We start from the raw sequence: 15,535 nt of genomic DNA, 5'->3' as shown, positions 1-15,535 counted from the left end.
ATGTGCAGGGAATCTCGACCCGCTCGGTCGACGATCTGGTCAAGGCCATGGGCATGAGTGGCATCTCCAAGAGCCAGGTCAGCCGGCTGTGCGAGGAGATCGACGGCAAGGTCAAGGCCTTCCTCGATCGGCCGATCGAGGGCGACTGGCCATATCTATGGATCGATGCCACCTACCTGAAGGTCCGCCGCGGCGGCCGGATCGTCTCCGTCGCCGTGATCATCGCCGTCGGTGTCAACAGCGACGGTCGCCGGGAGGTGCTGGGCATGGAGGTCGGCACCTCCGAGGCCGAGCCGATCTGGACCGAGTTCCTACGCAAGCTGACCCGCCGTGGCCTCAGAGGCGTCAAGCTGGTCGTCTCCGACGCCCACGAAGGCCTGAAGGCCGCCGTCACCAAGGTGCTCAGCGCGACCTGGCAGCGCTGCCGGGTCCACTTCATGCGCAACGTTCTCGCCCACGCCGGCAAGAGCGGCCGCCGTGTCGTCTCCGCCTTCATCGCCACCGCCTTCGCCCAGGAGACGCCGGAAGCCGCAAGCGCCCAATGGCGTGCCGTCGCCGACCAGATCCGGCCGAAGGTGCCCAAGCTCGCCGTCATCATGGATGATGCCGAAGAAGACGTTCTCGCCTACATGACCTTCCCGAAGGAGCACCGCGCCAAGCTGCACTCGACCAACCCGATCGAGCGCCTCAACGGCGAAATCAAACGCAGGACCGAGGTCGTCGGCATCTTCCCCAATGATGACGCCATCGTCCGCCTCGTCGGCGCGATCCTGCTCGAGCAGAACGACGAATGGGCTGTGCAGCGCGCCAGATACATGACGCTGGAAACCATCAGCCAGATGAGCGATGATCCGCTCATCAGCCTGCCAGCCGTGGCGCGCTGATCATCCCGGCCCATGCCGGAGTACGCGGCGACCCAGCCGCCACCTACACCACTCCCTGGGACATGATCTCGGCAACTTCCGCATAGTCCGGAGATCGTGGATTTCCTGAACCGCGTTGCTAGTTGCGTGACACCGTTTGGCGTGAAGCGGGACTACCGCCTCGCATCTGAGAATGACAACATCGACCTCAATCGGCAGGGTTGCAACCGACGTTGCAGGCGCGATCACCCGCGGGCTGGCCGTGTTTCCTGGTTCGGACACTGCCGACACTGGAGTTGAACCTGTCAGCTTTGGTGAGCGCCTTCGATTCCGGCAAATTTATCCGAGAAACGGGACCGGCGCAGACGATAACGATGGTCGGTCTTACAGGGAACTATCGCTTCTAACCTAAGGGACCGTTCTCCGCTTGTTCCCTCCGCCTGATGTACCCGGGTTCCCCAAACGGACTGTGTCACTCTGATTGAGAGGATTATTTTCATGGAGCATGATGAAATGGCCAAGTTTGACGAATTCTCGACCGCTGAAGATGTTCTTAACGCGGTCAACCTTGCCGGAAAGCGTGTACTTGTTACCGGCGTTTCCGCGGGCTTGGGTGTAGAAACGGCGCGTGTTCTCGCCTCACGCGGAGCCCATGTCATTGGAACGGCTCGCAATCTCGATAAAGCAGAGAAAGCCATAGCCCCGGTCCTTCCCGACGCCCGCGACGGCGGAAAGATCGAACTCATTGAGTTGGATCTCGCCTCTCTCACAAGCGTGCGGGCCTGCGCCGATGCTCTAATCTTAGACGGACGGAAGTTCGATGTCCTTATCAACAATGTGTTCGGACGCACTGCAGATGGTTTCGAAACACAGTTCGGCACGAATCACCTTGGACATTTCGTTCTTACCAATCGCATCGCGCCGTGGATTTCTCCGGGAGGGCGACTGGTCATTGTGGCTTCCGCCGCCCACCGTTTTTCCGACATCGATCTGGATGACCTTAACTACGACCACACGCCCTATGACCCTTTTGTATCCTACGGGCGGTCGAAAACCGCGTGCATCCTATTTGGCATCGAGTTCGACCGCCGTCACAGGGAGCGCGGCGTACGCGCCACTTCGGTGCATCCAGGCGTCATCAGGACAGAGCTGTCTCGCCATATCGACCAGAGCGGCATCGACAAGATGCTTGAAGACTTGAACGTCGAGAGAGCCGCGACCGGTAAGTCCCCGTTCAGGTACAAGACTATACCGGAGGGTGCGGCAACATCGGTTTGGGCCGGTTTCGTGGCAGAGGCCTCCAAGGTCGGCGGGCGCTATTGCGAGAATTGCCATGTCGGCGACATCATTGAAGGACCTCGTGATGCCGCTGACGAAGGGCTCCATGTATATGCGGTTGATCCCGAACGCGCCAAACTTCTTTGGAAGATCAGCGAAGAATTGGTCAAGGAGCGCTTCTAGGATCGTGTTCAACCAATCAAGGCATTAAACTGGAAGAAACGCGTGATTTGCGCATTTGCAAGCGCGCTGGCTTTCATAAACGCAGCAATCTCGCCTAACGAAGAGAATGCACCTGGGCGACCGGAGTCCGGCCGATCCGCGTGTATCGGCTATGCCGTCATCCCTTGTTGAACCGCAAGACGAACTGGTCGAACCGCTTGCTTATGCCACCTCCAAAGAGTGCGCGAGGCGATCCTTCCGCTTCGATCTTGCCTTGTTCGAGAAACACGATCCGGCTGGACACATCGCGGGCGAAGGCCATTTCGTGCGTCACGATCAGCATGGTTCGTCCTTCGGCGGCTAGATCCCGCATGACCTTGAGGACCTCTCCCACCAGTTCGGGATCCAGAGCGGATGTCGGCTCGTCGAAGAGAAGAGCCCGCGGCTTCATCACCAGCGCACGGGCAATGGCCGCCCTTTGCTGCTGGCCGCCGGAAAGTTGCGCGGGATAAGCCCCCGCCCTGTCCGCCAACCCGACCCGTTCCAGCATTGCCTGCGCTTCCTCGCGCACTTCGGCGCGGTTGCGCTTTTGCACATGGACGGGTGCCTCCATCAAATTGTCCAGCACGGTCATATGGGTCCAGAGGCAGAAGTTCTGAAACACCATCGACACCTGCGTACGCAGGCGATCGACCTGTTTGCGGTCGGCAACGCGCAGCTGCCTGTTTCCGGCCCGAAGCCTGACCTCTTCGCCAAATATCCGCAGTCCGCCGGCAGACGGCAGCTCAAGAAGATTGAGGCAGCGAAGGAACGTTGACTTGCCGGAACCCGAAGCACCCAGAATGGAGATGACCTCGCCTTCCTGTGCCTGAAAATCAATGCCCTTGAGGACCTCGACGATCCCGTAATGTTTGTGAAGACCTTCGACGGCAATGGCAGGATGGGCCTGAGCACCGGGAATGCCGACTGAGCTGGGGGCGGAAGCCATGTTTTCTCCGTTCGATGTCAGGTCACGTCCGGCGATGGGCGTGATGCGCCTGCAGCCTGCGTTCCATGACGGAAAAGGCGGCGGTCAGGCAGAAGGTGAGAGCGAGATAGATCGAGCCAGTCACGATGAAGACCTCCATCACGCGATAGGTGGATGCTATCAGGTTGTGGGCAATCCCGGTCAGTTCGGTGAGGGTGATGATCGATGCCAGCGAGGTCGCCTTAATCATGAGTATGGCTTCGCTGGCATAGACCGGCAGACCCTGCCTGAGGGCGATCGGCCAGACGATCCGCCGGCGAAGCCGCAAACCAGACATGCCGCAGGCCTTGCCCGCCTCGATCTCGCCGGCCGGAACCGCCTCTATCGCACCCCTTATGATTTCCGCGGTATAGGCCGAAGTGTTGAGGGCAAGCGCCAGCACCGCACACCAATAAGGCTCCCTCAGAAGCGGCCAGAAGAACGAGTGACGAATGACACCGATCTGCCCGAGTCCGTAGTAGATGAAGAAGATCTGGACCAGCAGCGGCGTGCCTCGAAACAGCTCGACATAGCTCCCGGCCATCCAGCGCAACGGCGCGATCCGGCAGCCGGCCGCGGCGGCCACCAGGACGGCCAGAACGAATCCGATCGACAGGGACGCGGCGGCGAGCTGAAGTGTCAGCGGCAGGCCCGACAAAAGTTGACGCAGGACGTCCGTGAGAAATGGCCAATGCATGATCAGCGTCTCCAGGGCCGGGCGAGATGATATTCCATGCGTTTCAGCGCAAGGCCCGTCACGCGCCCGATGATCAGGAACATCAAGGCGGCAACGGCGTAGAAGAGCAGCGGCTGCCGGGTCGATCCGGCCGCCACGCCGGCCTGCCTCAAAAGCTCGGTCAATCCGATGACGGACAGCAACGCCGTTTCCTTCAGCGCGGACTGCCAGATATTGCCGAGGGCAGGCAGGGCGAAGCGCAGGGTCTGCGGGGCGATGATGCGCCGCAACAGCAGCATTGTCGGCATTCCGCAGGAGGCTCCGGCTTCGATCTGACCGCGATCTAGCCGCAGATAAGCGGAACGGAACGCTTCCGTCTGATAGGCACCCGAGACGATGCCGACGGCGATGACCCCGATCACGAAAGCGGGTAGCGAGTAAAAACCCGGCCAGCCGCCCAGATTCATGACACGGGTGAAAACGACGCTACCACCGAAATAGAACAGGTAGACAACCAGAATTTCCGGCACACCCCTGAACACGGTGGTGTAGAACTGGCCGACGACGCGCAGGCCCGTCCATTGCGACAGCTTTAGAAAGGCACCGCCGATGCCGAGCACGCCGCCCAAAAGAAAGCCGCACAGCGCTGCGGAGACCGTGACCCCTGCCGCACTTAGCAAGGCGAGGCCCCAGCCTTCGGGCCCCACACTCAAGAGACCCCAGATCGAAAACGTCATGACAAGGCCTCCCCGACGGGCGCGATAGGAGTGGCAAAACGATCCACCGCGAAGGGTCTAAGGGCGTCGTCCAGCTCTCCCGAAAGAATGGAGCGGGCAACCGCCTCGCCGACCGCCGGGGAAATCTGGAAGCCATGTCCGCAAAATCCGAAGACATGCCACAGGCCGGCATGACGACAGCTGGGACCGATATAGGGAACCCCGTCGAAGGTCGCGCCCTCGAGGCCTGTCCAAGTCCTGACGATCGGCACGCCGGAAAGAGATGGAAACGCCGCGATGGTCGCCCTGGCGGCGGAGGCCATGCGGTCCATCACCGTGAAGGATGTGCCTTCCTCAAGGCAGGGTTTTCCAGAAATTCCGCCGCCGATCACAAGCGAGCCGACGGCGCTCTGCTTGAAGGAGAGCGGCTGATCGATGCCGATAACGACGGGCGTCACGAAGGGTTTTACCCGCGCGGTCACCATCATCGTAAGTGCCATGACCTTGATCGGCAGGTCTTCGCCCACGAGCGCGGCGACCCTCGATCCCCATGCTCCGGCACAATTGATCACGACGTCCGCCTCCCGCCTTCCGTTATCGGTGGTGACGACCCACGGTCCGGCTTCCGTCCTGCGCAGGCCCCGCAGGGTGCAGTTCTCGACAAAACGCACCCCGGCGGTCTCGGCCGCCTTGCGGAAAGCACGGACGCTATTGGCCGGATTGGCATGTCCGTCTCCCCGCGAAATGAGGCCGCCGAGTGCCCTTGGAGCAAGGCCCGGAAGCCAGTGCTGCAGCTCTTGCGGGCCGATCAGTTCCTCGGAATGAATATTGCGCCGAGTCATGCTCCGATGTCGCTGACGAGCCCAGTCCATTTCCCCTGCATTCATCGCAAGCGCGATCTGGGCGGATCCCAGTCGAACCTCGCAGCTTAAGGCTGCGTCTTCGCCGACACAGTCGCCGAGTGTCGCCCACATCTCCATGGCGCGCTGCGACAAGGGATATTCGCGCACGTCGCGCAGGAGCAGACGAAGCCCGCCCGCATTGACACCCGATGCGTGGCGACCAGCCACAGTCTGATCAATGACCGTCACCTGCCTACCAGACCGCGCAAGGAACAAAGCAATCGAACAGCCCTGAAGGCCGCCACCGACGATTAGGACCTCATCCCCGACCGCGCTACGCATGGAGAACATCCTCGATTGCGGCGTCCGGCTTGTCCTCGAGCGAAACAACCTGAGCAAGTTCGGGATCGACGCCCGACAGATTGGCCAGCGCTATCAAGGGGAGCGGGCGGACCGGCGGTCGCGCGCGGAACGGGCCCGGCGGCATGGCGTTCTGCGGCGCCGTCTCCGCAACTAGCCGCGCCAATGTTGCAGAACAGGTCCGGCCCTGGCATGGACCCATGCCGCAGCGCGTCAATCCCCGGATGAAATTCATGTCCCTTGCGCCCGCACGGATCATCTCGCGCAAGGCGCCCGCCGAGATCTCCTCGCATCGGCAGACGATGGTGGCGTTGTCCGGCAGCCGGGCGGACAGGCCGGGCGGAAATGCCGCATCGATGAAAGGACGGGCGGCGAGACTCTTCTTCACCGCCGCCTCGGCTGTGGATGTCGCACCTGTTCCAAGCGGGAGCCGTTCCCGCTCTGCAAGGATTGCTCGCGCCGTCCGACGACCATGGGCGATGGCGGCATCCGCGCCGCCGATCAGTCGCGCATCGCCCGTGATTCGCACCCGACAGGGTCCCGATGTCAAGGCCGGACCGGCCGCAAGCCGCGCCTCACCGTCCGGGGCCGTGCTTGGACGCCAGCTTGCATCCGCTTCCACCCAGTCAAGCGCGATGCCCGCGCTATGGGCCAGATCTGTCAAGGGCACGATGCCGTCATGGACCACGAGAAGATCACAATCGAGTTCGAGTCGCTTGCCGCCCGCCGTCATACTGACGGAGGTAAGGGCTTCGGTGCCATAGGCTTGAAGGTCGGTAATGCCGCACGGCATGGGCACGCCGGCAAGGCGCAACCGGGCAAGCCATGACAGTCCCTTGAGCAGGGTGGGCAGTGCGGAGAGGCGTAGCTTTGGCAAAGCGGCGAGCTTGTCTTTCACCGTATCAGTGCGCGCGATCAGACGCGGCCTGCCCCCCAGGCGGCGCAGTTGGTCCGCCAGGAGGAAAATCAAGGGACCGGTACCGACAAGCACGACGCGGCCATCCGGTTGCAGGCGACCCGATTTGATCAGGGTCTGAACGGCGCCGGCGGTCATGACGCCCGGCAGGGTCCAGCCCGGAAACGGAACGGGCCGCTCCATCGCGCCGTTGGCGAGAATGACGTGCGGCGCACGTAGGTAGCCGGCCTGGTCCTGCTTCAACCATCCGACCGTCCCATCCGCCCTGACATCCCAAACCGTGGTACCCGGACGATAGTCGATGCCCGGCATCTGCCTGAACCGTTCGAGGAGGCGCTGACCCGCGCGATAGGTCGGGCCCAGCGCCTGAAGCAGGCCGTCCGTCCCCGGCCTGTCCGCTAAATTGGTTTCCAGCGCCCGGAAGATCTGCCCACCGGGCGTTGCCTGCATGTCGAGGACAATGACGCGCAGGCCTGCAAACGCGAGATTGATCGCCGCCGACAGGCCCGCCGGGCCTGCGCCGACGACAATCGCATCGGTATCCATCGAGGGGGGCTCCGCTTGCACAGGCATTGCCGTTGCTATCATGGCCTGACACCTTCTTCGATGGTGGCCGGGCCCCATTGCGTGCGCAGCCTCATTCCGTTTTCGACATACACCAAGCAGGCCTGACGACTGCCGACCCCCTCGATTTCGATCAGACAGTCGTAACAATGACCGATCATGCAAAAGGGCAGCCGCCTCGCGCCGCTGACGGGCGTCGTACGGAAATGCGGCACGCCCGCTCTCAGCAGACAGGCAGCAATCGTCTCGCCTGCACGCGCAGAAAGCGGCCTGCCATCGAGAAAAACAGTGATCGTCGCCTCGGCGGAACCGATAGGCCTGAACATGTCGGCACCTGTTTATGAATCCATGAACGCCGGCACCGTGATGCCGGACGGGACGGCCCCCTCCCCCAAAGGACGAAAGGGGCCGGACTGGCTTATTCGTGGATGGAAATGTCCACGCCGAACCATTTCTCCGTCAGCGCCTTGTTGGTTCCGTCGGTATTGAGGGCATCGATCGCGGTATCGAACGCCTTGCGCAGGACGTCGTCGTCCTGACGGAGAGCGACGTTGATGGTGCCTAGACCAAGAACACCGCCCGCAAAGGTCGGCCCGGTCAGAACCAGAGCGCCCTTGGCATTGGCATCGATGACCGCCTTGAACGCGGTCACGTTTGCCACGGCAAGATCGATCCGGCCGGCGGTCAGTTCCAGACCGAGCTGCTCGAAGGAGGGATAATCACGAATATCGAGATCCTTGAGATATTGCTCGGCGAATTTGGCGGCGGTGGACCCGGTCTGCACGCCGACGATCCTACCCGCCAGTTTTGCCTTCAGCTCGGCGATTGCGGCTTCCGCTTCCTTGGGAGAGGCCGCAAGATCGAAGGCCTTGCCGGTTTCCGGCAGGTCTTTCAGCTCGCCGTCGCCTGTGGCCAGAAAGCCGTTAGGCGCTTTTGCGTAAGGTTTGGAAAACGCAATGACCTTCTTGCGCTCTTCGGTTACTCCCATGGAGGCCATGATGGCGTCATATTTGCCGACCGTTAGACCGGGAATAATCCCGTTCCACTCCTGGGCAGTCACGGCACACTCGATCTTCATTCGCGTGCAGAGCGCCTGGATCAGATCGATCTCATATCCGTCGAGCCCGCCATCGGCCTTTGCAAAGTTCCAGGGCGGATAGGCACCCTCAGTCGCGATGGAGATTTTCGTTGGTAATTCCTGTGCGCCGGCCCCACCTGCGAGACATGGCGCCAGGACAAGGGCAAGCAGTATGCTGCGCATCGTTCCCATAATCGTTCCCTTTATTTTTTATGCCAGACTTTTCCTAAATCTGATGCGGCACGATGCCATCGAATGGAGATGAGGTGGATATGGTATCTTATTGATCTCAGGCTAAGCCCAACTTATGCTCGGAGTCATGAAGGCGCCTCTCATCCCCTCTCTCAACTGGCTCCGTGTCTTTGAAGCCGCCGCCCGGCATCAAAGTTTCGCGCGCGCCGGCAAGGAGCTGAACATGTCCGCGGCGGCTGTCAGCCAGCAAGTACTGGCGCTGGAAACGCATCTGCGTAGCGCCCTTTTCGAGCGTAAGGCGAACCGGATCGTGCTGACGACGGAAGGAAGCGATTTCCTTCCGACCGTTCAGGTCTCGCTGGGGGCCATCGAAACCAAGGCGGCGTCCCTGTTCGCGCTGGCTCGGGTGGAGCGGGTCTGTCTTCTCGCCAGCCAGTTGATGGCCATGAGCTGGCTCCCCCAGGTGCTGGCAGAGTTCGAGACTCGGCATCCCTCCATCCGTGTCGATCTCCTGATGGAGGGGACATTGCGCAAGACGGAATCCGACATGATGATTCGGTTCGGGGAGGAGCCGCATCTGGTCCGCCATCCCATGTGGCTCATGGGCATGTCCCACGTCGTCGTGTGCCGGGAGGAGGATCTGGCGCGCGTCGATAGTCTTGAAGCATTACTATCGTTCAAGCTGTTCGACGTGGCATCGCATGCGGTGGGGTGGAGCACACTGCTCAGACATAATTTTGGCCCGGTGGACGACCGCCGTCTGCGGCTCGAGACCGTCGATACCACGCCGCTCGCACTAACCATGGTCAGCCAGGGTCTCGGCCTGGCGATCGGCCACTTGCCGGTATGCGGCCCGCTGCTGACCGCATTGAGGCTGGCGATCTGTCCCCTCGTCCCAAGAATGGCTGGTCCGGGCCACTACTATCTCGAACGTCCCACCGGCCGGCCGCAACGCCCGGCCATCCTACATTTGGAAAAAGCGCTGCAAGAAGCAGCGCGCACATCGATGAGAATGGTGTGAAGCGCCGAACGAGGATATGCGATCTACCCGTCCGATAAAATGTCGATCCGCGAGCGTTTCGTCGGGCTCCTGTCAAATCGACCATCCGCCATCATAAATGACGAATGCATGCGATATAGCTCTTTATGAACGTGCAAATAAATAAACAAACTTATGACACCCGCCTGTATCCTGCCTCTGCCTCTGTGCCGAGACATCACGTGGCGGCCCCTTCTGCCAAAGACCCTTATGACGACGCCAAGCCTAAATTCTATTTGAACCTCGGCATCTAGATCCCTGGAACATCACATGATCACAATCGGCAGCCGGTTCATCAGCTAACACACGACATGGGCATAAGCCTGAAATTGCTCGAGCGGAAAAGGGCATGATCACGCGATGAACGTCAAAATGGAGAGACATGAGATTTGTATTGAAGAAAGATCTTAGCAACACCCATCAAAAACCAGGACGCCAAGATCCAGTGGGATTAAATCCCCGGTTCCATCCTGCAAAGCCGTTCCTGTTGCTCGGCCCGCCAAATCCCCCCCGCCTGCCTCCGCGTGCTTTGTTCCAGTTTCCACGCTGATTTCCCGACCCGCGATTGCTTTGGGAGACCTGTGCCGCGACACGATCCGCAAGCCGTTTCTCCGCCTGGTCGTGCTTCTTCTTGATCAGGAAGCGAATGGAGTTGTTGACGGATCTTGGTGAGACGGGACGGCCGAAATCCTTGGTGAATTCGGTTGCAGTTTCCGCACTCATTTCCCCTGGGAACACGTAATAGGTCGCCCCCTCCACCAAAACCTGTCCTTGAAGACTGAGGGCCATTTCCTGCTTCACCTTGGTTTTGATACTGAAGATCGGGTCGTTCAAGCCTTGGCCGCCCACTGCCTTGATTGCAGCCAAGCGCCACTCATCAGGTGACTGATCCTTCTCCCTCTCGGGCAAGTCGGGTTCGTCCTCATCGTCGTCAAGCTTGTTGGTGACGTACTTCTTCAGGGCAGGGCTATTGAAGACCTCGCCGATCTCCTTTTCGAGTGGCGAAAGAAGAGACATGATGTGAGGCACTCGGTTTGCGAATGAGACTGTGATCTGGTGTGGAAAAAAGATGGGAAGAATGACTTCCGGAATGATGAAGTTGTTTGTCGATGAAGTCAGCTTGAGCCGTCCGTGAGCCACGTTTTTATAGACCAAAACGCCTCTAGCAGGTGTGCGGTATCGGATGCCGACCTAACCGGAGCCAAGGCCTCCAAGCGCCCGTGAGGTCAGCTCCATGTTCGAATACGAGGCAGAATTTCACGCTGTTGGCTTGGCATCATCCTAAAAATCCCGCAGCTTCCCTATTGGGTGTTCAGCTCCGGCGAGGACGCTGACGTGGCATACGAGGCTGGGGCAGTGCATAACGGATGACGTGGCCGTCTCAGTTGCGCCTTCGAAAAAATGCCTCATGCCGCACTATTGGCTTGGCGAACAAGGTCACACGCATGTGACCAAAGATCATCGGCAACAGATTTGGCGCGGCCTGAAACAGCCATTCTTGAGCCATCACGCCATGGTTTCGATCACGGGACATGCCACATATCTTCAAATATCATGATTGAGACAAACAAGATTTTATTCGTCTACTTCCTATGAACGGCATAGCTAAAGGGTGTGGGGGCTGATGAGAATGTCAGCGAAGGAAAATCCCATTTTAGATGTCTCAGGTCCATCATGTGCTCATGTCAGACGGTTGAGCGGCTGACGGTTGTTTTCGTGAGGTGTTGATATCCTCAGCTTTGCCGAATGGCGGCAATGCGAGCTTCTGTTCAATGTTCGGCAAGTTCATGTTCTCCGCCCTCGACGGCCGGATGTTCCGGGCGAGGACGCAAGTGGGGAGGATCGGCCCAGCCAAGTTTCTCACAAAGGAATAACAGGAAGGGCGCAATCGCGTCCGAAATGGTCAGCACCAGAAGGGCCACCAGGGCCATCAACAACCATCGGGCGATGACGCTGTCGAAGATCAGGAATTTGGTCGAAACGAGAGCAATGGAGAAAGGAAAGTCCGTCAGGCCCGTGGCAACGACGATGGCAAAAATCTTCGCGACATCCCCGGTCGATTGGTTGGGTGAAATTGTGGGAACACCAATGCGAAGCATGCATCGCAATCCCCAGGGAATAGCACTGGCCATGACGATCTCGAAGTTAAAAAATGGCGCGATGGCGAAGGTAAGGACAAGGAGCGCCAGAAAGGCCATGGAGAGCTTGGGTCCACGGGGATATTGCCCACCAAACAGCCATTTCTTGATGGTGGACCACCAGGATGGCTTGGCCTCAACAACCGCCGGTCGCTTTGCGCGACAGCCAAGCCCGTCCTGAAGATCGCCAATATCCTCCTTGAGAAACGAATTGCGAATGGAAAGATTGGCGCTGAGCTTGCTCGGCTCCCAGATCATTTGCCAGTAGGTTGAAACGAACTGATGCCGGTCGATCAGGTTCAAGACCTTGTTGCTGGGGAAATGCAGTCGCTCATGGACCCGGGTGATCTCTGCGATGAAGTCCGTATCGTAGCGTTTCCAACGAAAGCAAAGCTTGAGCAGCGCGTTGAAGATGAGACGCCGGAGGGAAACGACGAAGACGAAAACACAGGTGGAGCCGACAATGGTCCAGGTGAACCATTTTTCCTCGTGCAGATAACGCCAATCGGGCGTTTCGTTGACCACCATATAAGTCATCGTCGGGATCCAGAGAGCGAGAAACTGGTCTTCCGTCGTCCTCATGAAGAGTTCGTTCGTCATGGCCCAGCACGAGAACAAGGCGACATAAATGCCGACGGCTCGGATGTGTGAGGGAACAAGACGCACAACAGCACCCCATTCCGGGATGCGAATGGGAACGACGAGCGATCCGACAAACAACCACAGGGCCTGGAGAGCGTGAGGAACGAACCCCCAGTGAAACCTGGTGCCGCTCTGCACAATGTCGAACTTGTGGAGGATCTTGGACGTGTACCAGTTCAGATAGAAACGGAGCGCCCAGCCGGCACGGGGGTCGCGCGCAAGAATGGCGACCTCCCCGACAAGTTCATCGCGAAGGTCCTGGCTGACACCAGCCTCCTCGTTGCGGAAGTCTCCATCCTTCGCCGTCTTGCGGTCGAAGTCCTGGTAGATGCTGACCCAGCGAAAGTCCCACATGGTGATTTCTTGAGCGCGGGTCGAAATGGTCGACGTGAAAGCAACAGGTCGAAATGGTCGACGATGAAGGGCGTGTGCTAAATCGTAGCACGATGATGGTTTGGTGATCTCAAATCGTTGCGGGCCTTCGCGCAATATAACTGCAAGGCAGGCCTGCCCCAGGCCAGCGGGAGCGATATCGGCCCCTTTGACAATGCCAAGAAGCACTTCAATGGGTTTTTTCTAGTCTGCATTGTCTCGGCACTTCCGATTGGCAATCAAAAGGGGTGAGCGATTTTTGCGCCAATAGCGTGATGCCACGCCACTGTCAGCCGTGTCTCGACTGAGTTGATCGATGTCCAGCTGACCGGACATGTCAGCTGTGCTGACGAATACGACCTGCGCCTCCCTTGGCCTTTCGCCATGAAACGGGGCAGACAAGACGCTGGCCAACCAAAGGCTGCCGGCGGGCGGATCCCAATGTTCCAGGCAGACAGATATGTGCTCACGGGTTACATCCAACAGGCATGCTCGTCTCACCCTTGCAGTCGGATAATGGGAGATGCTCAAATCCCGAAAAGCCGATAGCATGTGAAGAGGTATATAAAAAGCGGCCAATCTGCCTGTCTTCTCAACCTCAGCCTGCAACACCACATCTCTCAAGCATCAATCGGCAAGCCGCTCTTGCCATCTGCTCTTTGTGCCCATTGCACGGTACGTCATTGAAGCCGATCCTTGCTAGCAAAGCTGACAGAGCCAGAAAAACAACTTGCGCCATTCGCAACAACCATCGCCATGGAAGCCATTCTTCCCTCGCTCAAGACCAAGATCATCGAATTGGTCAAGGCGGGTAACAAGGTCGAGGATGTAATCCTCCCCTTCCACTGGACCGAAGCATTTCTCGCCCAGTTTGGCGTGGTCGCCGACGTGGAGTTCGTCGCCAAGGCTCTCGAAGGTTTCTACGAGAAACACTCCGCGGGCATGACCACCCATGCCAAGAAGTACGCCAACTTCGCCGGCTCCGACCCCTGGTCCATGGGCGCCATGGTCGGGAGCGTCAACGAGATTTCCGGCGCCAAGGTTATTTCCTTCGGCCGCGACAACAAGCCGAAGAACCTGCCCGTCTCCCATGCCGATGGGTTTCTTGCCGACAAGGACACCGGTGTGCGTAAGATGACACTTGAATGCATCAGCCCCTCCGATCTTCGCACGGGCTGGTTTGCGCTCGTCTTCTTCGACCTCGTCTTTAAAAACAAGATCGACGTCGAAGTGCTTGTCATCGGATCCTCCGCCATCGCCGAAGCATGCATCCGCATGCTCAACTACGGTGCTAGCGACAGGATCAAGCACATCAAGGTGCTCAGCAAGAGCGGCACCACCAACTTCGAACTTGTCGAGAGACTACAGAAGGAAGTCAAGATCCTCTTGACTGCGACAAACGACCGCGCCGAGATCCCTGTTGCCGCTTACCTCATCACCGCCACCAATGCCGGCAAACCCGTTGTCGAGGAGAACGAGATCGGCCCCAATGCCAAAGTCCTCTCCCAGGGCATCGACGATCTTCCCGCGGCGTATATCGAGCGCCTCATCACCAAGTTCGGCGCTATGATCGGCGACGACCTCGACGCCATGGAGCAGCGCAACGTTGATCCACTGGCTCTCTTCTACTCCCGCAAGGGAGAAAAATTGACCGGCCAAGGCAAGCGTGACGGCGCTGTCAACATTGGCGACGTCCTCGCCAATCCGGCCTTTCTGCGCATGTTCCACGTCTGTGTCTGCGACGCCGCCTTTTTTCCTGTCGGGCTCGTCGGTTACGACATTGCCGTCAACGAGGCGATCATGGCGGCTCTCACTGCCGCCATCCGCGCCGCCGCCGCCTGAAGGGCCGGCATGAACGCATAATGGCCGGAGGGGACTTCAACAAGAAATCGGCCTAGAGGATTTCTTTTGTCAACGTGCACTCAACTTGCACCCTATTAACAGACGTGCGGGATCACAGGCCTATACCTGCCCCTTACGTAGCCGGTCAACTTAACACTTGTTTAACCCAATAAGAAATATTTACTCCAAACATCTTCTCCATGCGCGTCGTGGAAAGTGATTATCTCCTGTGAAGCATCGCGATTGATCTCACATGCCTTGTGATCGATGACCCCTGCGTCGTTCATGGCTTGCATCCTCGAAAGATACCGAATTGTCGCTATAGGTCACATTGTGAAAGTTCGCTCAGTCATTGGTGGTTACGGTCAGGAAATGTTTACTGCGGCTTTTATCCTGCCAATCTCAATATAGGAAAATTTGACAAAAGGGTTTTCTCCAGCCGCTCCGAATAAAAGACAGACACCCTATGCATCCCATCAGGCGATCTCGATCAGGTCGCCCGTTTTGGCACGGGAAACGTAGAGCGAGCCATTGAACGGGTCATGGTGGCTTTCGCGCACCAACGCCATATTTCCTCTCTTACGGTTACGCGGAGCTCCGCATAATTGCGCAAGTCAATTGGATCTCTGGGGAGAAAGACCTTCGCACCAGAGGGTATCATGCAGAGCGCACTGCGCGGATCAGCCTGACAAGATAAGACTCGTCGATCCCGACATCCACGGGGATCACTGCGTCGCCGATGATGATCAGACGGGTATTTCGCTACCAGGTGAACAGCTGCGAGGGATCAATCCCAATGCGTCTCGCCCCAGCGTCCATACTCGCCGCTACCTCCTGAGCCTTGAACAC

13 protein-coding genes are annotated in these 15,535 nt (G+C 58.9%); 4 read left to right on the top strand and 9 right to left on the bottom strand.

Going from position 1 to position 15,535, the window contains the following annotated elements; genetic code table 11:
* On the top strand, positions 1-884 hold an 884-nt coding region (locus tag C6558_RS36940; RefSeq protein WP_107028690.1), incomplete at its 5' end, for an IS256 family transposase.
* Positions 885-1,361: 477 nt separating this feature from the next.
* Complete coding sequence (locus tag C6558_RS36935; RefSeq protein WP_245449333.1) at positions 1,362-2,324, top strand: SDR family NAD(P)-dependent oxidoreductase; 963 nt, start codon at positions 1,362-1,364, stop codon at positions 2,322-2,324.
* Positions 2,325-2,481: 157 nt separating this feature from the next.
* Here C6558_RS36935 and C6558_RS36930 read toward each other — a convergent pair whose 3' ends face one another.
* The 7 genes from C6558_RS36930 to C6558_RS36900 form a co-directional block, all read right to left on the bottom strand.
* Entirely contained in the window at positions 2,482-3,291 is an 810-nt protein-coding gene (locus C6558_RS36930) for an ABC transporter ATP-binding protein (RefSeq protein WP_107028689.1), read from the bottom strand.
* A 22-nt stretch (positions 3,292-3,313) separates the two neighbouring features.
* On the bottom strand, positions 3,314-4,006 hold the full coding sequence (locus C6558_RS36925; protein ID WP_107028688.1) for an ABC transporter permease: 693 nt from the start codon (positions 4,004-4,006) through the stop codon (positions 3,314-3,316).
* A gap of 2 nt (positions 4,007-4,008) precedes the next feature.
* A complete protein-coding gene (locus C6558_RS36920; protein WP_107028687.1) occupies positions 4,009-4,722 on the bottom strand; it encodes an ABC transporter permease in 714 nt (237 codons plus the stop codon).
* On the bottom strand, positions 4,719-5,885 hold the full coding sequence (locus C6558_RS36915) for an FAD-binding oxidoreductase (protein WP_107028686.1): 1,167 nt from the start codon (positions 5,883-5,885) through the stop codon (positions 4,719-4,721). The genes C6558_RS36920 and C6558_RS36915 overlap by 4 nt, the downstream gene beginning before the upstream one ends.
* Complete coding sequence (locus C6558_RS36910) at positions 5,878-7,365, bottom strand: NAD(P)/FAD-dependent oxidoreductase (protein WP_107028685.1); 1,488 nt, start codon at positions 7,363-7,365, stop codon at positions 5,878-5,880. The genes C6558_RS36915 and C6558_RS36910 overlap by 8 nt, the downstream gene beginning before the upstream one ends.
* Before the next feature lie 38 nt (positions 7,366-7,403).
* Positions 7,404-7,709 carry a (2Fe-2S)-binding protein gene (locus C6558_RS36905; protein ID WP_107028684.1) on the bottom strand — a complete coding sequence of 102 codons (306 nt, stop codon included), beginning with the start codon at positions 7,707-7,709 and terminating at the stop codon, positions 7,404-7,406.
* Between the two features lie 92 nt (positions 7,710-7,801).
* A complete protein-coding gene (locus C6558_RS36900; RefSeq protein ID WP_107028683.1) occupies positions 7,802-8,653 on the bottom strand; it encodes a transporter substrate-binding domain-containing protein in 852 nt (283 codons plus the stop codon).
* Positions 8,654-8,780: 127 nt separating this feature from the next.
* On the opposite strand from C6558_RS36900, the gene C6558_RS41260 reads away from it, so the two are divergent.
* Positions 8,781-9,674, top strand: coding sequence for a LysR family transcriptional regulator (locus C6558_RS41260; RefSeq protein ID WP_107028696.1), 894 nt, complete (start codon positions 8,781-8,783; stop codon positions 9,672-9,674).
* Positions 9,675-10,112: 438 nt separating this feature from the next.
* On the opposite strand, the gene C6558_RS36890 is transcribed toward C6558_RS41260, so the two are convergent.
* Together C6558_RS36890 and C6558_RS36885 are read right to left on the bottom strand one after the other, a co-directional pair.
* Entirely contained in the window at positions 10,113-10,847 is a 735-nt protein-coding gene (locus tag C6558_RS36890; RefSeq protein ID WP_107028682.1) for a hypothetical protein, read from the bottom strand.
* Between the two features lie 614 nt (positions 10,848-11,461).
* Positions 11,462-12,826 (bottom strand): hypothetical protein, encoded by a 1,365-nt coding sequence (locus tag C6558_RS36885; RefSeq protein ID WP_107028681.1) that lies wholly within the window; start codon positions 12,824-12,826, stop codon positions 11,462-11,464.
* 774 nt (positions 12,827-13,600) lie between these two features.
* On the opposite strand from C6558_RS36885, the gene C6558_RS36880 reads away from it, so the two are divergent.
* Complete coding sequence (locus C6558_RS36880) at positions 13,601-14,686, top strand: hypothetical protein (protein WP_107028680.1); 1,086 nt, start codon at positions 13,601-13,603, stop codon at positions 14,684-14,686.
* Positions 14,687-15,535: the final 849 nt, after the last annotated feature.

It is taken from the genome of Ensifer sp. NM-2, from assembly GCF_003024455.1.
Lineage (GTDB): Bacteria > Pseudomonadota > Alphaproteobacteria > Rhizobiales > Rhizobiaceae > Ensifer > Ensifer canadensis.
Note: the sequence above shows the minus strand (reverse complement) of the source record. Positions and strands in the feature narration are given on the sequence as shown.